The organism is Gemmatimonadaceae bacterium (assembly GCA_036273715.1).
In the GTDB taxonomy this organism is placed as follows: Bacteria; Gemmatimonadota; Gemmatimonadetes; order Gemmatimonadales; family Gemmatimonadaceae; genus JADGGM01.
Genome location: DASUHB010000011.1, coordinates 198,110 through 218,472, shown reverse-complemented (window position 1 = coordinate 218,472; position 20,363 = coordinate 198,110). Strand labels below are relative to the sequence as shown.

At 66.9% G+C, this 20,363-nt stretch carries 17 protein-coding genes; 13 read left to right on the top strand and 4 right to left on the bottom strand.

Annotated elements, in window-relative coordinates:
- The first annotated feature begins 813 nt into the window (after nt 1-813).
- The 11 genes from VFW04_02125 (at nt 814) to VFW04_02075 (ending at nt 12,408) form a co-directional block, all read left to right on the top strand.
- The gene (locus tag VFW04_02125) at nt 814-2,634 is read left to right on the top strand and encodes a carbamoyltransferase (GenBank protein HEX5178102.1); all 1,821 of its coding nucleotides are present in this window, start codon (nt 814-816) and stop codon (nt 2,632-2,634) included.
- Nucleotides 2,635-2,636: 2 nt separating this feature from the next.
- A complete protein-coding gene (locus VFW04_02120) occupies nt 2,637-3,053 on the top strand; it encodes an SxtJ family membrane protein (protein HEX5178101.1) in 417 nt (138 codons plus the stop codon).
- 52 nt (nt 3,054-3,105) lie between these two features.
- Nucleotides 3,106-3,249 carry a DUF5989 family protein gene (locus VFW04_02115; GenBank protein ID HEX5178100.1) on the top strand — a complete coding sequence of 48 codons (144 nt, stop codon included), beginning with the start codon at nt 3,106-3,108 and terminating at the stop codon, nt 3,247-3,249.
- Nucleotides 3,250-3,259: 10 nt separating this feature from the next.
- The gene (locus VFW04_02110; protein ID HEX5178099.1) at nt 3,260-4,456 is read left to right on the top strand and encodes an SGNH/GDSL hydrolase family protein; all 1,197 of its coding nucleotides are present in this window, start codon (nt 3,260-3,262) and stop codon (nt 4,454-4,456) included.
- A 67-nt stretch (nt 4,457-4,523) separates the two neighbouring features.
- A complete protein-coding gene (locus VFW04_02105; GenBank protein HEX5178098.1) occupies nt 4,524-5,882 on the top strand; it encodes a M20/M25/M40 family metallo-hydrolase in 1,359 nt (452 codons plus the stop codon).
- 37 nt (nt 5,883-5,919) lie between these two features.
- Complete coding sequence (locus VFW04_02100; protein HEX5178097.1) at nt 5,920-6,534, top strand: hypothetical protein; 615 nt, start codon at nt 5,920-5,922, stop codon at nt 6,532-6,534.
- Nucleotides 6,534-7,469 (top strand): non-homologous end-joining DNA ligase, encoded by a 936-nt coding sequence (ligD, locus tag VFW04_02095; GenBank protein ID HEX5178096.1) that lies wholly within the window; start codon nt 6,534-6,536, stop codon nt 7,467-7,469. The genes VFW04_02100 and ligD overlap by 1 nt, the downstream gene beginning before the upstream one ends.
- Nucleotides 7,470-8,504 carry an ATP-dependent DNA ligase gene (locus VFW04_02090; GenBank protein HEX5178095.1) on the top strand — a complete coding sequence of 345 codons (1,035 nt, stop codon included), beginning with the start codon at nt 7,470-7,472 and terminating at the stop codon, nt 8,502-8,504.
- 573 nt (nt 8,505-9,077) lie between these two features.
- Nucleotides 9,078-9,413 (top strand): PadR family transcriptional regulator, encoded by a 336-nt coding sequence (locus VFW04_02085; GenBank protein HEX5178094.1) that lies wholly within the window; start codon nt 9,078-9,080, stop codon nt 9,411-9,413.
- A gap of 59 nt (nt 9,414-9,472) precedes the next feature.
- A complete protein-coding gene (locus tag VFW04_02080; protein ID HEX5178093.1) occupies nt 9,473-12,067 on the top strand; it encodes an ADOP family duplicated permease in 2,595 nt (864 codons plus the stop codon).
- A gap of 32 nt (nt 12,068-12,099) precedes the next feature.
- Nucleotides 12,100-12,408 (top strand): GNAT family N-acetyltransferase, encoded by a 309-nt coding sequence (locus tag VFW04_02075; protein ID HEX5178092.1) that lies wholly within the window; start codon nt 12,100-12,102, stop codon nt 12,406-12,408.
- Nucleotides 12,409-12,469: 61 nt separating this feature from the next.
- On the opposite strand, the gene VFW04_02070 is transcribed toward VFW04_02075, so the two are convergent.
- The 3 genes from VFW04_02070 to VFW04_02060 all read right to left on the bottom strand — a co-directional run bounded on the left by VFW04_02070 (nt 12,470) and on the right by VFW04_02060 (nt 14,524).
- A complete protein-coding gene (locus tag VFW04_02070) occupies nt 12,470-13,417 on the bottom strand; it encodes a ring-cleaving dioxygenase (protein ID HEX5178091.1) in 948 nt (315 codons plus the stop codon).
- A gap of 47 nt (nt 13,418-13,464) precedes the next feature.
- On the bottom strand, nt 13,465-13,992 hold the full coding sequence (locus VFW04_02065) for a DoxX family protein (GenBank protein HEX5178090.1): 528 nt from the start codon (nt 13,990-13,992) through the stop codon (nt 13,465-13,467).
- Nucleotides 13,993-14,056: 64 nt separating this feature from the next.
- Nucleotides 14,057-14,524, bottom strand: a complete 468-nt coding sequence (locus tag VFW04_02060) for a MarR family transcriptional regulator (GenBank protein ID HEX5178089.1) — start codon at nt 14,522-14,524, stop codon at nt 14,057-14,059.
- 167 nt (nt 14,525-14,691) lie between these two features.
- Here VFW04_02060 and VFW04_02055 point away from each other — a divergent pair, with 167 nt between their 5' ends.
- On the top strand, nt 14,692-15,237 hold the full coding sequence (locus tag VFW04_02055; protein ID HEX5178088.1) for a DNA starvation/stationary phase protection protein: 546 nt from the start codon (nt 14,692-14,694) through the stop codon (nt 15,235-15,237).
- A gap of 30 nt (nt 15,238-15,267) precedes the next feature.
- On the opposite strand, the gene VFW04_02050 is transcribed toward VFW04_02055, so the two are convergent.
- Nucleotides 15,268-17,520, bottom strand: a complete 2,253-nt coding sequence (locus VFW04_02050) for a protein kinase (protein ID HEX5178087.1) — start codon at nt 17,518-17,520, stop codon at nt 15,268-15,270.
- Nucleotides 17,521-17,680: 160 nt separating this feature from the next.
- On the opposite strand from VFW04_02050, the gene VFW04_02045 reads away from it, so the two are divergent.
- A complete protein-coding gene (locus VFW04_02045) occupies nt 17,681-20,311 on the top strand; it encodes a hypothetical protein (GenBank protein HEX5178086.1) in 2,631 nt (876 codons plus the stop codon).
- The last annotated feature ends 52 nt before the right edge of the window (nt 20,312-20,363 follow it).

The following is a 20,363-nucleotide window of genomic DNA, read 5'->3' as shown; positions in this document are numbered from 1 at the left end:
GTAGCCGTTGGTCGGCTCGGCGCGGAGCATCTCGAGAACGATCAGGTCCAGGGTGCCCTGGAGGAGCGGGATGGGTTTGGTCACGGGTCGGAGCACTAGGATGTCTAGTTATATAGACGGCCTAGTGTTTCGTCAAGTTTCGTCTTCGCCGGCGACGGCGATGGCGGCGGCCGGGCGGCCGAGCACTCGCCCGATCGTACCGCGCGCGGTCACCCGCTGCCCGAGGCGTGCCTTACGTCCATGCGAATTCTTTCTCCCGCGCGCGGCGCGTCTCTCGCCCTGGCAACGCTCCTCGCCGCGTTGGCGCCCGGCCCAACGGCCGCCGCGCAACCGACGACGGGGAGTCAGCCGACTCGTCGACATCAACAGCGGCACCAACAACCACGCCGGTGAGCATGTCGCTCGAACATCTTCGCGCCGGAGGCTCGCATGAAGGCATGGCTTCGATCGGAGAGGCCTCCGGCGCAAAGGCGTGCTTCGGCGCGCCGTAAGGCGCCGGATCGGCCCTCCGTTGGGCCGCGAAGACGCGGTGAATGCATGAGGCCGGCACGCGTGGCGGAGTAGGTCGTCGCCCGGTAAAGCGGCCGCCCAGCTGTATGGCAGAGTTTGCTGTGTAACCGTAGACGCCGTCCGCATCTTGCCGTGTGTGGCGAGTCGGCATAATTACTGTGGTCGACTCGCCGCGTCACTCGCCCGTTTCTCGAGGCGGCTGGTGCCTCACGCGGAGCGAAAAGCTTTGCGTCGCAGGCCCAACCAGTGCAGTCGTGCCTCGCGGCATGCGGAATCATCCGTCAGGCGTGTGACACTGCCGCTATGAAAATCCTGGGAATCTCCGCCTTTTACCACGACAGTGCGGCGGCGCTCGTCGACAACGGAACCATCGTCGCGGCTGCGCAGGAGGAGCGATTCACGCGCGTCAAAGGCGATCACCGGTTTCCGGCGCACGCGACGCGCTACTGTCTTGCAGAAGCCGGCATCACCGCACGTGATCTCGACAGCGTGGCGTTCTACGACAAACCCTTCCTCAAATTCGAGCGCCTGCTCGAGACGTACATCTGGTATGCGCCGCGTGGCGTTCGAAGTTTCCTCAAGGCCATGCCGCTCTGGCTCAAGGAAAAACTCTGGATGGAGCGCACGATTCGAAGCGAGCTGGGCTTCGAGGGACCAGTGTGTTATCCGGAGCACCACGAGAGTCATGCTGCGTCCGCGTTCTTCCCGAGTCCGTTCGGTTCGGCCGCGATCATCACGATCGACGGCGTCGGCGAATGGTGCACGACGAGCTGGGGCGTGGGCAGCGGCAACCGCATCGAGCTGCGCGAGGAAATGCGATTTCCACACAGCCTCGGTCTCCTCTACAGCGCGTTCACGTACTATACCGGCTTCAAGGTGAATTCCGGCGAGTACAAAGTGATGGGGTTGGCGCCGTACGGCGAGCCGAAGTACGTCGACCGCATTCTCGAGCATCTCATCGACTTGCGGGACGATGGGTCGTTCAAGATGAACATGAAGTACTTCGCGTATCCGGCCGGCCTAACGATGACGAACGGCGCATTCGACGAGTTGTTCGGCGGTCCGCCGCGCAAACCCGAGACACACCTCACGCAGCGCGAGATGGATCTCGCCCGGTCGATTCAGGATGTGACCGAGCTGGTCATGATGCGCATGGCGAAGCACGTGCGCCATGAAACCGGCGAGCGGAACCTCTGCCTCGCGGGCGGCGTCGCGCTCAACTGTGTGGCGAACGGCAAGATTCACAAAGAAGGCGTCTTCGATCAAATCTGGATTCAGCCGGCTGCGGGCGATGCGGGCGGGGCATTGGGCGCCGCGCTCTACGCGTGGTATCAAGTCGAGCGGCAGCCGCGGCTCGAGCGCGGGGATGGGCGGGATCATCAGCGCGGGAGTTATCTCGGCCCGCGCTACGATGGCGACACGATTCGCCGCTTCCTCGACGAGCGCAAGGCGCCGTACACGCGCATGCCCGACGAGGAACTGCTGCCGTACGTCGCACGCCTGCTCGCGAACGGGTCCGTGGTCGGCTGGTTCTCCGGACGCATGGAATTCGGCCCCCGCGCGTTAGGCGCGCGATCGATCCTGGGCGACGCGCGCAGCCAGACGATGCAATCGGTGATGAATCTCAAGATCAAGTTCCGCGAGTCATTCCGACCGTTCGCCCCATCGTGCCTGCGCGAAGACGTGGCCGATTGGTTCGACCTCGACGCCGATTCGCCGTACATGCTGCTGGTCGCCAACGTGCGGCCGGACAAGTGCACCGTGATGACCGACGAACAGCGCGGCCTGTTCGGCATCGACAAGCTCAACGTGCCCCGCAGCGCCATCCCCGCGGTGACGCACATCGACTACTCGGCGCGCATCCAGACCGTCGACGCCGTCGATCATCCGCGGTATCACCGGCTCTTGCGAGAATTCAAGTGCCTAACCGATGTCGGCGTGCTGATCAATACCAGCTTCAACGTGCGCGGCGAACCGATCGTCGAGAGTCCCGCCGATGCGTATACGTGCTTTCAGCGGACGGGCATCGATGCGCTCGTCCTCGAGGATTGCGTGTTGCTCAAGCGCGACCAGCCGAGGTTCGAGGATGCCGGTGATTGGCGCTCGCAGTTTACCCTGGACTGATTATGGAATCGCTCTGGCCAAAGACTCCAACGCGAAAGCAGTTGCGCGAGTTCGGCGTCGCCGTCGGCGGCGCCCTGGTAGTCGTGGGCGGCATCGTGCTCTGGCGGCATCCCGCGTGGCATGCGCACGGGTATGCCTGGATCGCTGGAGCCGCGCTCATGCTGTTGGGCGCCGTTGCGCCGCCGGTGCTCTTGCCACTCTACAAGCCGTGGATGGCGTTCGCCACCGGCCTCGGCATCGTCACGACGTCGCTTCTTCTGTCCGTGCTCTATCTCCTGGTGCTTCCGCTCTTCGGCCTGTTCGCTCGCCTAACCGGCAAGGACACGCTCGAGCGCGCCTGGGCGCCGGGAACCCAGCGCACGTACTGGAAGCCGCACGAGCGCATCGACGTGCCCGACCGGCACCTGCGGCCGTTCTGACCGCAGCGTCGTTCCAACTGAGTCGTGGAGGTGCGTGATGTCGAGGACGAGAATGCTCGGGGACCTGTGGTTGTTCTTGCGCGTGCGCAAGAAGTGGTGGCTCATGCCGCTCGTGATCATGCTCGTGTTGTTGAGTATTCTCATGGTGCTGGCGCACGGCAGCGCGCTGTCCCCGTTCATCTACACGCTGTTCTGAGCCTGACAGCATGCGCCTAACGCGCTGGCTCGTCGCGACGCTGCAATATGCCGGCCTCGCCTGTTTCGGCCTGGTGCTGGCCCTCGCCGGCGGCGAGCTGATGCTGCGCGTGTACAACCCCTTCGAGTCGCGTGTGAAGGGGTACGCGATCGCGCTGCCGGTGAATCAGCGCTACATCATCAAGAATCTCGACGACGACAAGCTCGACCCGACGATCATTCACACGACGAATTCGCTCGGCTTTCGAGGGCCGGAGCCACCGGCGACGCCATCGTCCATCCTCACTATCATGACGATTGGCGGCAGCACGACTGAGTGCTTCTATCTCTCCGACGGCCACACCTGGACCGACGTCCTCGGCCGCGACCTGGCGCAGACCTTTCGCCCGGTGTGGGTGGACGACGCGGGGCTCGATGGACAGTCGACGTTCGGCCACCTCGTGTTGCTCGACAGCATCGTGCACATGCGCGCCAAACCGAAGGTGGCGGTCTTTCTCATCGGCGTCAACGACATCGGCCACGACGCGCCGACCGCCGAGGATACCACACTGTACCGGCGATACAGTGTGCGCCGGTTCGCCCGCCGCCTTGTGGAGCACAGCGAGCTGCTTGCGTTAGGCGTCAATGCATATCGGTCCATCGAAGCGCGCCGCAGCGGCCTCGTGCAAGGGCAGGGTTGGAGCATGAAAAACCTGCAAGTCGATCTGCATCGCTCGGAGCACGAGCCGATGCGCACCGCGGAGCGCATGATGCTGCTCGCGCAGAACCGCGCGCGCTACATCCCCGCGTACGACGCGCGCGTTCGCGCGCTGGTACAACGGTCGCGCGCCAACGGCATCGAACCCATTCTCGTGACGCAACCGCTCTTAATCGGCCCGGTCACCGATGACGTAACCGGCGTCGATCTCGCCACCGTCCGCTGGGGCAAAGGGAACGGCGCCGAGATGTGGGACGTGATGGAGCTCTACAACGACGTCGTGCGACGAGTCGGTGAAGAAGACAGCGTTCTCGTGGTGGATCTGGCGCGGCAGATGCCGAAAAGCTCCCGCTACTTCTATGATTACGTCCATTATACGAATGCGGGCGCCCAGCGCGTCGGCGACATCATTTATAGCGACATCTGCCCGTTCTTGAGTGCGCGGTATCCGATGTATCGCACGTCTGCGTGCACTGCGTCGCGGACCAGCGCAGTGGTCGCCGCCAAGTGAGACGATCGCGGGTTGTGCTCGCAGCCATCGCGAAGAAAAGCCGCTGAGAAGTGTGTACCTTACCTCCATGCGATTTCATTGTCCCGCGCTCGTGGCGCCTCTCGCCGCCGCGACGCTGCTCATTGCCTCAGCGATCGGCCCAACCGCGGCCGCCCAAACAAGCACGCCGGGTCGGCGTACCGGTGTCGAAAGCAGAATCGTAACGTCGATCGACGCGCACAACGACGACGCGCTCGCCCTGCTCATCCGGCTCGTCGACATCAACAGCGGCACCACCAACCACGCCGGCGTGCGCAACGTCGGCGACATCCTGCGCGCCCAATTCGACTCGCTCGGCTTTACCACGCACTGGGTGGACGGCTCGGCGTTTCATCGCGCCGGACACCTCGTGGCCGAGCATCCCGGCCCCGGTCCCAAGATCCTGATCATTGGCCATCTCGACACCGTGTTCGATCCGTCGAGCCCGTTTCAGAAATTCGTGCGGCTCGATGACAGCACGGCCCGCGGGCCCGGTGTGATCGACATGAAGGGCGGGGACGTGATCGCGCTCTACGCGCTGCGCGCGCTCAAGGAGGCCGGTGCGCTCGACTCGATGCACGTCGTGGTGGTGTACGACGGCGATGAAGAAGATGCCGGGTCGCCGCTCTCGCTGGCCCGGAAGACGCTGATCGACGCGGCGCACGGCGCGGCCGCGGCGTTAGGCTTCGAAGACGGCGCGGGCGATCCCCGCACCGCGGTCATCTCGCGCCGCGGCGACATCTCGTGGACGCTCACCACCACGGGCCGCACCGCGCACTCGTCCCAGATCTTCACCAAGGAATACGGCGCGGGCGCGATCTACGAGGCCGCGCGCGTGCTCGCCCAGTTCTATCGCCAGCTGTCCACGGAACGCTATCTGACCTTCAGTCCCGGCATCATCGTCGGAGGCACCGCGGTGTCGCTCGATTCGACGCAGAGCGCGGGCACGGCCGCGGGCAAGACGAACGTCGTCGCCGACTCTGCGTTAGTCTCCGGCGACCTGCGCACGCTGAGCCCCGACCAGCTCGCGAACGCCCAACGCGCGATGCAGCGCATCGTCGGGCAAACGCTGCCGATGACCACGGCGCACCTCGTGTTCGCCGATGGCTATCCGCCCATGGCGCCCACCGCCGGCAACCGCCGGCTGCTCGCCATGTACGATCGCGCGAGCCGCGATCTCGGGTTCGGGCCCGTCGTGGCGGTCGACCCGTCGCGCGCCGGCGCGGCCGACGTCTCGTTCGTGGCCAACATCGTGCCGATGGCCATCGATGCGCTGGGCCTCTCCGGCCACGACGACCACAGCGAGCAGGAAACCGCGGATCTGCGCATGCTGCCGGTCCAGACCAAGCGCGCCGCGCTGCTCATGTACCGTCTCACCACCACGGGTGCACGCGGCGCGACGCCCTGAAGCCATTGCGCCGGTTGGCTCAGTATGATTCGGTGACATGCCGACGCGCATTTTTCTTCTTTCGCCGGCGCGCCTGGACGGCGCGCGCGCACGGGTTCTGTTGAATCCCGACGCTGCGTTCCCGTTGGCTCGCGCGTTGGGCACGCGCGACGGCGCAGCACTCTCCGACGTCTTCAGCTTCCTCAGCGGCCTCTACTTTCGGGGCAAACACGCCTACGCGCAGATGTTCGGCCGGCCGTCGGCCAGCGTCGCGGCCGTGCACATCATTACCACGACGCGCGGCCTCCTGCCGCCGGAGACGCGCGTCACGCGCCGCGAGCTCGAGGCTTTTGCGGAGATCGACCTGTCGGCGGGCGACGATCGCTTTCACGCGCCGCTGCTGCGCGATGCGAGCCGCATCCGCGCCGCCCTCGATGACGCAGCCGAGGTGGTGCTGCTCGGCAGCATCGCGACCGGGAAGTATGTCGACCCGCTCCTAACGGCGTTCGGGCCGCGACTGCTCTTTCCCGAGACGTTCGTCGGCCGCGGCGACATGAGCCGCGGCGGCATCCTGTTGCGGAGGACGCGTGCCGAGGACGAGCTGACGTACATCCCGGTGAGGGGCGCGGTCCGACACGGCCGCCGTCCGCCAAAGCTGGCCCGAGCGCGGTGATGGCCGGGCAGCCGCCGGCCGTCGACATCCCGGCGCAGGGGGACGCCGAGCTGCGCATCGCGGGGCGATCGGTCGCCCTCACCAATCTCGACAAGGTGTTCTGGCCCGGCGAGCGCCTAACGAAAGGCGATGTCCTGCGGTACTACGCCGCGGTCGCGCCGGTGCTCCTGCCGCATCTCTTCGACCGCGCGATGGTCATGAAGCGATATCCGAACGGCATCACGGGCAAGAGCTTCTTCATGAAGCGCGCGCCCTCGCCGCGGCCGGAGTGGATCGAGACCTGCACGATCGAGCACCGCTCGGGCAACGTGATCGACTTTCCCATGGTGCAGGACCTCGCGTCGCTCCTCTGGATCGTCAACCTGGGCTGCATCGATCTCAACCCGTGGTACGCGACGTGCGACGACACCAATCGTCCCGACGTCTTGCACTTCGACCTCGATCCGACGCCGGGGGCGACCTTCGACCACGTCCGCGAGGCGGCGCTCGTCGTGCGCACCGGACTCACTGGGTTAGGCATGAAACCGCTCGTCAAGACCACGGGTTCGCGCGGCGTCCACATCTACGTGCCGATCGAGCGCGGCCCGACGCAGAAAGACGTGTGGACGTTCGCCAAGAGCTTTGCCGTCTCCATTGCGGCGCTCCAACCCGCGCTGCTCACGTCCGAGTATCGCATCGCGCGGCGGCCGCGCCAGCGCGTGCTCGTGGACTACAATCAGAATGCCTGGGGACGCACGCTGGCGTCGGTGTACTCGGTGCGCCCGAGGCCGCGCGCGCCGGTCTCCACGCCGGTGTCGTGGGCCGAAGTCGAGCGCGGTATCGCGATCGACGACTTTCGCATGGACAGCGTGCCGGCGCGCGTGGCCAAGTTAGGCGATGGGTGGAAGCCCATGCTCGCGGGGCGCGGGCGCTTTCCGCTGGCGCGGTTGCTTTAGGTGCTGCCCATCCGCACGACCTTTGCGCCGATGGAAGCGGAGTCGGTGGGCGAGATCCCGCGCGGCGACGAATGGGAATACGAGCCGAAATGGGATGGCTTCCGATGTCTGGCCTTCCGCGACGGGACTCGGGTCGAGCTCATGTCCAAGGCCGGCAAGCCCTTGGCGCGGTATTTCCCGGACGTCGTCGCCTCGATGCTCGAGCTCACCGCGCCGCGCTTCGTCCTGGATGGCGAGATCGTCGTGCCGTTAGGCACGAGCCTGTCGTTCGACGACCTGTTGATGCGCATCCATCCGGCGCAGAGCCGCGTCGCGAAGCTCGCGCGCGAGACGCCCGCGACGTTCATTGCGTTCGACCTGCTCGTCGATGCCGCCGGAACGTCGCTGGTCGACCAGCCGCTCGAAGTCCGGCGCCAGGCACTCGAAGCATTTGCCGGCGAACATGTGCCGCCCGGCGCACGCGTGAGGCTGTCGCCGGCGACGTCGGACTTGCGCGATGTCGAACGCTGGCTCCGTTCACTGGGCAGCGGACTGGACGGCATCATCGCCAAGCGCGTGGATCTGCCGTATGAAAGCGGCAACCGCCGCGGCATGGTCAAGATCAAGCAGACGCGCACCGCCGATTGTGTCGTCGGAGGATTCCGCTACGGGTCCAAGGAGAAGCTGGTCGGATCGCTGCTGCTCGGATTGTACGACGACGACGGCCTGCTGCATCACGTGGGGTTCACGTCCAACATCCCGCGGGCCGAGAAACCGGCGATCACGAAGCGGCTCGAGGCACTGATCGAGCCGCCCGGGTTCACCGGGCGTGCGCCGGGCGGTCCGAGCCGCTGGAGCACCGAGCGGAGCGGCGAATGGAATCCGCTCGCGCCCAAGCTCGTGGTGGAAGTCGCGTACGATCATTTTTCGGGCGGCCGGTTTCGTCACGGCACCTCGTTTCACCGCTGGCGGCCGGACAAGGCGCCGGGGCAATGCACGCTCACGCAGGTCGAGCGAGAATCCCGGTCGCCGCTGGCGCTGCTCGAACGGCGGTGATCGCGCCGACGCCTAACGAAGCGCCGTCACGAAGGACCGCATGCGCGACGATCGCCGAGTCGATTCCTCGATCGCGAGTCGTGCTGCTCGACGAATCGAGAATCAGCTCTGGAACCAGATATCCGGCGTCAAGCGAATCCACGTGCGCACGCACGCGCTCCGGCAAGTCTCGGCGCAGATACGCACAGGCCATTCATCCAGGTCCTCACGTGGGTCTGGCACGTACATGGCGGACGTCGCTCGCTTTTTCCGCAACCGCGTTGATCGTAGTAGACGAGACCGGCGAACGCGGCAACGCGATCCCATTCCGGACGAGATAATCGTGCGACACACCAGGGCCGCCGTTGACCACGATCAGCGTGCTCGACAGATCACTCACTCGCTGCACGAAGAGGTGCACAGGCCTTGGCTGCGCAGCCTCGGCGTGCGTCGTCGGCCGTGCACACGCGCCAGTGATGGCCAGAAGCAGACCGGCGAGACTCGGTATGGCAAGGAGCCTCTTGCGGCTGCACGCGGTCGATGCCATCGTTGCTCACATATGCAACCTAGGGTAAGCGACCTATGGGAACGGGAGTGAAGCGCCGCGACATTCCGCCCGGCACCCTCGCAATGCTGATTCTCAAGACTATCAACCGCTGCGGACCGCTGCATGGCTTCGGCATCGCGCAATTCATCGCGCAAACCACCGACGGCGTGCTCCAGGTCGAAGAAGGCACGCTGTACCCGGCGTTGCAACGCCTCTTGATCAACGGCTGGGTGCGGGGCACCTGGAAGCAGACCGAGAACAACCGCCGCGCCCGCTACTACAGTCTCACACCGGAAGGACGCAAGCGGATGCACGCCGAGGTGAACGGCTTCGAGGAGATTGTGCGCGCGATCACGCGGGTGATTCAGCCGGCCGCCTCCTAACCGACGGCGCGAGCGCCATGCATTGGTTCGCCAGGCTCGGACGACGCACCGCACGGTTCGTGCGCCGCAGCCAGTATACGCGCGAGCTGGCCGAGGAGATGCGCACGCACATCGCGATGCGGGCCGACACCCAGACCGCGCGGGGGCTGCCGCAACGCGATGCCGACGCAGCGGCTCGTCGTCGCTTCGGCAACGCGGGCCTGATTGCGGAGGCGAGCCGCGATGCATGGGGCGGACGCGGGCTCGAGGAATGGCTCCGCGATGTCCGGCTTGCCGTTCGCGGCCTGCGGCGGACACCGGCCTTTAGCGTGGCTGCGGTCCTAACGCTGGCCCTCGGTATCGGCGCCACGACGAGCGTACTCAGTGTCTGGTACAGTGTCCTCGTTGCACCGCTGCCGCTGCGCGACCCAGCGCGCGTCGTCGTGATGTGGGGCGACAACCCAACCAAGCAACCCGAGCACATTCCGCTCTCCGGCGGCGAGTACACGGCATTCGCGCGGGAGGCGAGGAGCTTTTCGCGTATTGCGGCTGTCGACTATCAAGGAACGCTGCCCCGCCTCATCCAGTTTGGCGACACGGTCGCGTCGGTTCCGGCTGCGCTGGTGACGGGCACCTTCTTTGACGTGTTGGGCGCTCGTCCGCTCGTCGGGCGGCTACTGCGTCCGGAGGACGATCGCTACGGCGAGCCGTTCGTCGGGGTGATTAGCGAACGCCTATGGCGGCGCGCCTATGGCAGCGACCCGTCCGTCATCGGCACCAAGACCAAGTTCTATCTGCGGAAGATGACCATCGTCGGCGTCGTCGCCGGCAATGTCGACTATCCCAGCGGAGCCGAACTCTGGGGGTCTTGGCCTAACTACGCGCAGGTGAAGGACACGCTTCCCGGTTTTGTCGATGTCGTTGGACGTCTGGCGCCGGACGCCACGGTCGCCGGCGCCCGGGCCGAGCTCGGCGCATTTCTGTCGCGGCCGGAAGAGCCGCATTCCGGGGCCCGCCGCCTGTTAGGCAACATCGTGCGGCCGGTCGCGGTTCCTGTCGCCGAGGCCGTCGTCGGCACGGTTCGACCGGCGCTGCACATCGTGCTTGGCGCGGTCGCCCTGCTCCTGCTCGTCACCTGTGTGAATGTGGCCAACCTGATGCTGCTCCGCACGCTCGCCAGACGGCACGAACTCACGGTTCGCGCGGCGCTCGGCGCGGGCCGTCGCCGCATCGTGCAGCTCGTGCTGATCGAAGCCGCGGTGCTGTCATCGGCGGGCGGTGCGTTAGGCATTGGATGCGCCTGCTACGCCGTCACGGCGTTCGCACGTTTCGCGCCGGCCGAACTGCCACGCGTGCACGCGGTCGCACTCGATATGCCGGTGCTCGCCGCGGCCATCGCTTTGTGCGCCGCCATGACGCTGCTTTTCGGCGCGATTCCCGCCGCGATCGGCGGACGCGTCGAAGCTGGCGACACGGTGCGCGAGCGCCGCGCGGCGCAAGGACACACCATCGCGCGCGGCACCCGCGCGGCACTCGTCGCGACGCAAGTGGCCATCGCGGTCGCGTTGCTCGTCGGCGCAGTCGTTGTCCTACGCAGTTTCGAAGCGCTCGCGCACGATCGGCTTGGTTTTCATCCCGACCATCTCATCATCGCGCGGTTCGGCCAGAACCGAAGCGTCGGCGATCCGCGCGCGTTCAATGCCGCGCTCGAGGGAGCGATCCGGCGCGTCCGCGACGTCCCCGGTGTGCGCGATGCGTCGGGCCTCATCGCGCCGCCGTTTCGAGCTGCAGGCAACGACCTCGCGTACAGTCTGCCTGACGATCCGCCGAATACCGCCACCAACCGGCCCATGGTGGACTATCTTGGCGCCGGCCCGGACTACTTTCGCACGTTAGGCATTGCGCTCGAGCGCGGACGCGAGTTCACCGCGTTCGACGGCCCTGGAGCCGCGCCGGTGGCGATCGTCGATGCGTTCCTCGCGCGCGACGCGTGGCCAGGCAAGAATCCCATCGGCAAGCAGATCGGCGTTGGCACACAGTTCTACACTGTGGTCGGCGTCGTTTCGCCGACGCGGTACCGTGACGTCCTCGCGCCGCGCGCGACGTTGTACACACCCTATGCGCAGTCGGCGCTGGTACCGGCCTACATCGCCGTGCGAAGCACGGGAAATCCCGCGGCGCTCATCCCTGCGATTCGGGACGCTGTGCGGGAGTTCGATCCGCGTCTCTACCTCGCGGACTTCGCATCGATGGCGGACCGCGTCGGCCTCTCGCTCGCCGCGCAGCGTCTCGAGGCACAGCTGCTGGGCGCATTTGCGGTCGCGATCGTGCTCTTGACGGCGATCGCGCTCTACAGCGTCGGTGCGACATTCGTTCGCCAGTGCGAATTCGAGATCGGCGTTCGCGTCGCGCTTGGCGCCACGCCAGCGCAGGTGACGCGACTGGTGCTGAGACAGGGCGTGGCAATATTGGCGTGCGGTGTCACGGCCGGCGTCGTGCTCGCGTTCGCTGCCGGGGCCGTGCTGCGCGCCATCGTATACGACGTGAGCCCGCGTGATCCGTTAGCATTTGTTATTGCGTCCGGTATCGTGTGCGGCGCTGGCGCGCTCGCATTCGCGATTCCCTGCCGCCACGCCTCACGCACCAGCGCGGCGCATTTGCTGCACCACACCTGAGAGTTTTCACGGCATCGCGCGATATTTCCAGAATGAATAGCGAGCAAAGCACGGAACCGACTGTCGTTGACAACCAGGCAGAGCGGCGCTTCGAGCTGTACGCGGACGGCGGTGTGTCGGTACTCACGTATCGCATCACCGGCGATCGCATCCGGCTGCTCCATACCGAAGTGCCGCGCGAACAGCGGGGACGCGGGTACGCAGAAATGCTCGCCCGTGCCGCGCTCGAGCGCGCCGCCCGTGAGCACCTGCGCGTGGTGCCGCTCTGTCCGTTCGTGCGCGCGTTTCTCGAGCGACATCCGGAGTACAACGCGCTGATCGTTCCCGACACCGTCTCGTGATGCACGAACGCGGACGCATGCTGCAGCACACGTCCGCGTTCGTTCACGCCAAGCGGCTCGCTCAGTCGATCGGTTGCAAGCCGGCCACGATCCGTTCGCGCTCCGGCTCGAGGAACGGCGGCAGCACCACCCGCTCGCCTAACGTCGCCTGATCTTCGTCCAGCCCGAACCCCGGCCCGTCCGACGCGATCTCGAACAGCACGCCCGACGGGTCGCGGAAATACAAGCTGTGGAACCAGAATCGATCCACTTTGCCGCTGTTCGCCACGTGCAGCGTGTCCAAGCGGTCCGCCCATGCATCGTAGTCGGCGTCCGGCGTCCGGAACGCGACGTGGTGCACGCCGCCCGCGCCCTGCCGCGCGGCCCGCAGCCCCGGCTGCACCGCCACGTGCAGCTCGGCTGACGGGCCGCCCGCGCCCATCTCGTACACGTGCACCCGATGGGCATCGTTTTCGGGATGCGGGTACTCGCGCACCGGACGCATGCCCATCACGCGCTGCAGCAGGGCGTCCGTCGGTCCCAAGTTAGGCACGCTGATGAGAATCGGGCCCAGACCCCGCACCTGGAACTCGGCGGGCACGGGACTCCGCTCCCACGGATACGCGTCGCCCGTTCCGCCATCGGCGACCAGCGCGAGCCGCTGTCCCTCCGGATCCTCGAAGTCGAGGGTGAGACGGGCGTCGCGTTCGACCACGTCCCCCACCGTCACGCCGCGCTCAGACAGGTGCCGGCGCCAGTATTCGAGCGCCGACAGACCGGCCACGCGCAGATACGTGCGGGTGATCGACCGCGATCCGCGCGACTCGCGCAGCACGGGCCAGTCGAAGAACGTGAGGTCCGTGCCCGGCGTGCCGCGCGCGTCGGCATAGAACAAGTGATACGCCGTCACGTCATCCTGGTTCACGCTGCGCTTGACCAACCGCATGCCCAACGTGCGGGTGTAGAAGCGGTAGTTCTCGCGGATCGCGGCCGAGATCGCCGTGAGGTGGTGAATGCCGGTGAGTTGCATCGGTCCGCCGTGTTCGAGACAGAAGAGAAGATGCGATCGGTTGTCAGTTAGGCAACGCCGGCCGGGCGCCGGGCCATCAGGTTGCCGATCCCGCCCAGGATGGCGGCCGCGAGGGCCACGCCCGCGATGGCCGGGCTCGACAACGTACCGAGGCCGAGCACCGCATCCAGCGAATACGCGCCGGGCCCGGTCAGTGCCAGCGCCGCCGCGCCAACGGCGTACAACAACGGCACTTCGATGCCGTTCTTGGCCGCGAACAACCCGTTGGGCAAGTGGACGGTCACGGCGGCCACGATCATCACCGAGAGCATGAGCGCGGGACCGATCGGACCGAACAGCCCGAGCGCGACGAGCACGCCGCTCGCGACTTCGGTGCCGGCCGCGACGGTCGCGAACAACTTGCCCGGCTGGAATCCGAGGCTCTCGAACATGCCGCTGGTCCCGGCGAGGCCGTGTCCGCCGAACCAGCCAAAGAGTTTCTGAGACCCATGGGCGGCCATGAGGAGTCCGAGCGCGACGCGGGCAACGAGCAATCCCGTGGCGACGGTGGCGACATCGAGGGCGGTGGTCAGCATGGACGTAACTCGCGAATTTGGGTGGTGTAACAATGCCTGTTATAACACCTAAATGCGCCGCGCGTCACCGTTGTTCCCGGATCGCCGCCAGCACGCGAATCAGCGTCCGGACGTCCAGCGGGCTCAACCCGGCTATCCGCGCGCGACCGCTCCGCTCGAGCGCCGGCGTCGCCTCGGCCAACACCTTCCGTCCCGCGTCCGTGATGCGTGCCGTGACGTGCCGCCGGTCATCCGGATCGCGCGACCGCGCGATCAACCCGGTGTCCTCCATCCGGTCGAGAAGCCGCGAGACATCGGGCACGTTCGACACCATCCGTTGGGCCACGTCGCGTCCGCACAGGCCGCGCTTGCCCGCGCCCCGCAGGATGCGCAGCACGTTGTATTGCGTATGCGTCAGGCCGTGCGCCTTCAGCACCTCGTTCTCGGCGTGCTCCAGCACGGCCGCCGTGCGCAATATCGACAGCAGCGCTTCGTCGGCGGGCCGCGCGAACGGCTTGGTTTGCTTGATCTCGTCTCTGAGTGTCGTCGGCATACCGAGAGATAGGTGTTACAACAGGCAATGACAAGCCCATGGCGCCGAGGGCGCCACTGCTGGGTCCGCCAGCGGCCCCTGGTGCGGCTTGGCGCGACCTTCGCATGATTGAACAGGGGGGCCGCGCATCGCCGCCCTCAATCTTCTATATACCGAGGACCCGCGTCATGAAGACGGCCAGAGCCAAAGACCCGAACCTCATGCGCCGCCGCGAGGCCGCGCTCGATACGCCGACGGATCTCGACCACGAAGGAACGCGCCTCATCGCCGGCGCGCTCAACCCGATACTCGCCGACGTGTTCGCGCTCTACCTGAAGACCAAGAACTTTCACTGGCACATGAGCGGCCCGCACTTCCGCGACTACCACCTGCTGCTCGACGAACACGCCGATCAGATTTTCGCGATGACGGACCCGATCGCCGAGCGCGTGCGGAAGTTAGGTCAGGACACGATTCACTCCACCGGCCACATCACGCGCCTGCAGCGCATCTCGGACAACGACGCCGGCTACGTCGAGCCGTCGGACATGCTCGCCGAGCTCCGCGAAGACAACAAGACGCTTGCCGCGCGGCTCCGCGAAGCGCACAACGTGTGCGAGCAGTATCGGGACGTCGCCACCACGAGCCTCATCGAGATCTGGATCGACGAGACCGAGCGCCGCACCTGGTTCCTGTTCGAGGCAAGCCGCCGCGCCGATTCGGCCGGGCGCTGAGCGCCTAACGCAGGCGCCGCCGGGCCGCCGTCACCGGAGGCCGATCCGCGCCACCAAATCGGCGTAGCGCGGATCGCCTCGCAGCGGGCCGTACCCCGGGTCCAGATGCAGGTAGATGAGCCCCGCCGAGCGCGCCTGATACGCGCGCTCGAGCGCGGCGAACGCGCGGTCGAGATCGCCGACCGCGGCGTACCCCATCGCCAGGACCTCCGAGCGCATGTACTGGTGGTGCGACTCCTCCTCCAGGCGCGCCAGGATCGCCTCGGCCTCGTCCTGCTGGCCTAACGCCGCCAGCGCGCGCACGATCATCGCGTCGTACGAGCGCACGGACTTCTCGAGCGCCTGGGCGCGGCGGTACCACGTGAGCGCCGTCGCCGCGTCGCCCTTCGCCAGGTGCGCCGAACCGATGTAGTGCGGCGCCCGGATGCACACCTCGTCCATCTCGAGCGTGCGCAGCCCCTGCGCGATCGCGCCGTCGGTGTCGCCCGCGTACAGCAGGAACCGCGACAACCACTCGCTGTAGTGCACCGACAGCGGATCGAGCCTGAGCGCCTGCGCCACGGTCTGAATCGCATCGTCCAGACGGCCGACCAGCGGCAGCGCCGTTCCGTGCACGTAGTGCGCTTCGGCGTAGTTGGGGCTCAGCGCTACCGCACGCGCGAGCTGGGACTCCGCACTCGCGAAGTTCCATTCGTGCCAGCACAGCACCTTGCCGATCGACGTGATCGCCTCGGCCAGCTCCGGGTCGCGCTGGAGTGCGCGTTCGGCCGCGGCCTTGGCCCGCGGATATGCGTCGTCCGGCGCCACCCAGTCGTCGGCCAGGTTGCACCACACGTCCGCGATGCCCGCGTAGGCGCGCGCAAAGCCGGGATCCTGCAACAGCGCGTGCTGGAAGAGGTCGAGCGCCTTCCGCAGGGCGGGCTCGGAGAGCTTCACGAAAAAGAACCGGCCCTTGAGGTAGAGCGTGTACGCCTCGAGGTTCCGCGTCGGCACGACCACCTGCGGCCCCTGCGCTTCCGTTAGGCGAACCTTGAGCGCCTCGACGATGGCCTTGGCGATCTCGTCCTGCACGGCGAACACATCTTCGAGCTGGCGGTCGTACGTCTCGCTCCACAGGTCGTAGCCGTTCTCCACGTTCACCAGCTGCGCCGCGATGCGAATCCGGTTTCCCACCTTGCGCACGCTGCCCTCGAGCACCGACGTGACGCCCAGCTTCTCACCGACCTGGCGGATGTCCACCTCTTTGCCCTTGAACGCGAAGCAGCTCGTGCGAGACGCCACCTGGATCGCCGGGACCTTGGCGAGCGCGTTGATGATCTCCTCGGTCATCCCGTCGGCGAAATACTCGTTCTCCGGATCGGCGCTCATGTTCGCGAGCGGGAGAACGGCAATCGCCTTCGATGCGCTGCGGTAGCCCTCGCTGACTGCCCGCTGCGCGCCGCTTTCCGATTCTCTGTCCAGCGTCCGCAGCGCGGCCGCGAATTCGGCGGCCGTGGGATATCGATCCGCCGGTGTGCGGGCAAGGGCACGCGTCACCGCGGTGTCGACCGCGTCGGGCACATCGCGCGTCGTGCGCACCTTGGGAATCGGCGACACGAACCGCTTGGCGATGATCGCCTGCGCGTTGATCCCGGTGAAGGGCGGCTCGCCGGTGAGCATCTCATAGAGCACGCACCCCAGCGAGTACAAGTCGCTGCGGCCATCGGCGCCGAGCTCGCCCGACGCCTGCTCGGGGCTCATGTACGCGGGCGTGCCCAATGAGAGACCGGTCTGTGTGAGCGACGTCGCGTTGCCCGACAGCGCCTTGCCGATGCCGAAGTCGGCCACCATGGCGGCGCCTTCGTGCAGCAAAATGTTTTCCGGCTTGATGTCGCGGTGCACGACGTTGTGCCGGTGGGCGTAGTCCAGCGCGGACGCCACCTCGCGCGCAATGCGCAGCGAGTCCGACAACCCCAACTGGCGTTCCCGGTCCAATCGCTCGCGCAGCGACCGGCCTTCCATGCTCGGCATCACATAAAACAGCAGGCCGTCGGCTTCGCCCGAGTCGAATACCGGAAGGATGTGCGGATGCGTGAGACCGGCGGCGAGCTTGATTTCTCGAAGGAATCGGTCCGCGCCGATTTCCGCCGAGATCTCCGGCCGCAGGACCTTGAGCGCAACCTGTCGATCGTGTCGGAGATCGTGCGCCAGAAAGACGACGGCCATTCCGCCCTGACCAAGCTCGCGATCGAGCGAGTAGCGGGTCGAGAGGCCCTTTGCGAGGCGAGACTGGAGTTCAAACATGGGGAGAAAAAAGATGCAGCCGCGGCCTCTCGTGCGCGAGGGCAGATCGACAACCTGACCGAATCCGCATCGTGGCGCGAGCGATCGTGACCCGAGTGCGTGCAGCGCGTCATGCAAAACGCAGACGGTCCGCAACGAGAATCTCGAGCAGGAGACGGCGATGATCACGCTCCCCAACTTCAAGAAGCGTCAATCCACCAGTGAAGCGGAGCAGCCGCCGCTCGCAACCACCTACAATCCGAAGTACGACGGCGCGGCCCTCCTGGCCCTCGTCGCGCGCGCCGAGAAGGCGGCGGAGCACCTTCGCAGCCTCGAATCTGTTGCCGACCGTGCGGCAGAGCTCGGCGCGATGGAAGAGCGGATCGCCGGTCTCGAACGCTCCCTCGAGGTCGCCGAGCGAACGTCGGAGCAGCTCAAGGCCGTGGAAGAACGGGCGGGACGACTCGCGTCGGCCCACGAAGAAAGCACCGCAAAGATCAGCGCTGCCGACGCCGAAGTGACCCGCCTCCACGAGTCGAGCGCCGAGCTCCTCGCCAAAATCAATGATGCGAGCGGGATGCGCGAACAGCTGGAGCAATTCCTTGCGATCCAACCACAATTTGCTGCGCTGCGTCGTGAGTCCGAGGCGACCAATTCGCAGCTTCGCGAGCTTGGTGAAAGCCTCGGCCGCCTGCGTGCGGTGCATGACGACGCGCTGCACGCGCAGAAGCATGCGGTGTCGCGTCTCGAGGGTGTGGAGCAGCGATCGCAGGCGGCGGTGAGCAAGGTGGAGGCGGTCGAGCGTCGTGCCGCGACGGCCCAGGAAGCGCTCGACGCGCTGCTCCGGATCGCCGGCGGCATTCCCGACGCCCAGCATCAACTGGGCGTGCTCAAGGCGATCGCCGAGCAGGTAGCGCAGAAGACTGCCGTGCTCGAGCAGCAGCGCGAAGCCGTGGATCGCGCCGAGGCGCAGACGACTGAAGTATTGTCGTTGCGCCCGCAACTCGAGGGCGCAATTCGCCGTCAGGAGGAACAGGCGCAGGCCGTGTCGGCGCTCGAGGCCAAGCTCGCAGGTGTGCAGTCGCTGCACACTACGGTCCTGGCGCGCGCCGAGGAGATTTCGGCCCAGCAGCGCACGCTCGAGGAAGCCGAGCAGGCGGCGCAGCAGTCGCTGGTGAGCATGCGGGAGGAGATGAAATCGAGCGCCGAGCGATTCGAGCTCGAGAACAGGAGCCTCGACGCGGTGAGCGAGCGCATTGTCGAGTTGCGCGGGGCGCTCAAGGATTGTGAGTCGAGGTTGTCGACCCTCGATGCAACCGGCCGCACTCTGGCCGAGACCGAAGCGCGGTCGCGAGGCCTGGCGGACCAGGTGGGCGATCTGGCCGAGGACATCCAGCGCATCACGGGCCAGGCGGATCGCCTGCGTGCGGTGCGGGACGACGTCGGCGGCCTGGAGACCGCGCTGAGCGAGATGACGCAGCGGATGGAGCGGGCCGAGGCGCTCAGACCGCAGGTGGAGTCGATCTTCCGCGATCTGGCGACGCTCAACGGGACGCACGAGTCGATCCGGGATGGGCTGGAGCAGGTGCGTCTCTCGTACGAGGAGATGACGCGGTTGCGTGAGCGCCAGGCGCAGACCGACCAGTGGCTTGCGGACGCTGACGTGAAACTGCGCGCGACGCGCGAGATGTTGGCGGAGCTCGACCACCTGCGTCCGAGCACGGAGGCACTGCGGGACAAGCTGGCGCAGATCACGTCGTCGATGGATGCGCTCGAGGCGCGCGGCACGGTCATGGATGCGATGCAGCGCAAGTTAGGCGAGATCGATGCCGCGTTGGCGCAGGCGCAGGATCGCGGGAACGGGTTGCAGTCGCGCATGGAAGCGGCGGAGACGCGGTTCGGCGATCTGCTCCGCCAGGCGGCCGAGGCGCGCCGCGTGGCGCAAACCATCGGCTCGGTGACGGCATCGGTGGAAGCGGCCGATCGGCGCATGACGTCGGTCGGCGCCGTGGCCGATGCGTTAGGCGAACGCGCGGCGGCGTTCGCCGGCCTCGAGGACCGGCTGCGGGTGTTCACGCAGGAGTTCGAGCAGCGCCAGAGCGCGCTGGACGCCGCGTCGGCGAACCTGGCACAGGTGTCGGCGCTCCGGCGCGAGGCGGCCGACGCGATGCAGCAGCTGGATGAGCTCTCGCGCACGATCGGCGGCCAGTTAGGCGACGCGCAGCAGCGCACCAGTACGCTGTCGCAGCTGCTCGAGGAGCTCGAGGCCCGGGTCGGATCGTTAGGCCAGGTGGAAAAGCGCATGGGAAACTTCGAGGCGCTGCTCTCCACCTGGGACGCCGCGCAACGCGAAGCCGCGCTCGGCATGGAGCAGATCGGCAGCAAGCAGGCGACCATCGACGCGGTGAGTGCGCAGGTCAAGCACCTGTTCGAGGTGGCGGAGCGCACGGCCGAGCTGGTCCGCTCGATTTCCGCCGAGCGGCGCGAGATCGAAGACGCCGGCGCCACGCTCGAGCGAACCCGCGAACAACTCGCCGCGGCGGCGGACGGCATGCGCGTATTCTCGGATCGCAAATGGCAGGTGGAGGACATCGAGCGCCGTCTCGCCCGAGCCGATGCGCTGGCGCGCGACATTCGGTCGTCCACCGAAGCGCTCGCGGCGCAGCGCTCGGTGGTCGACCGCGCGCTCGATGGATCCGCGGCGCTGGCCGTGCAGATGAAGCAAGCCGACGCGGTGATGGAGGCCCTCCGCCAGGAGTGCGCCGCCGCCGCCCGCTTGCGCTCGGCCATGGACGAAGCGCGCGGCGAGTAGCGGCGCACAGGGGCTCGATGCACGACGGCCGGGGCGACATGCCCCGGCCGTT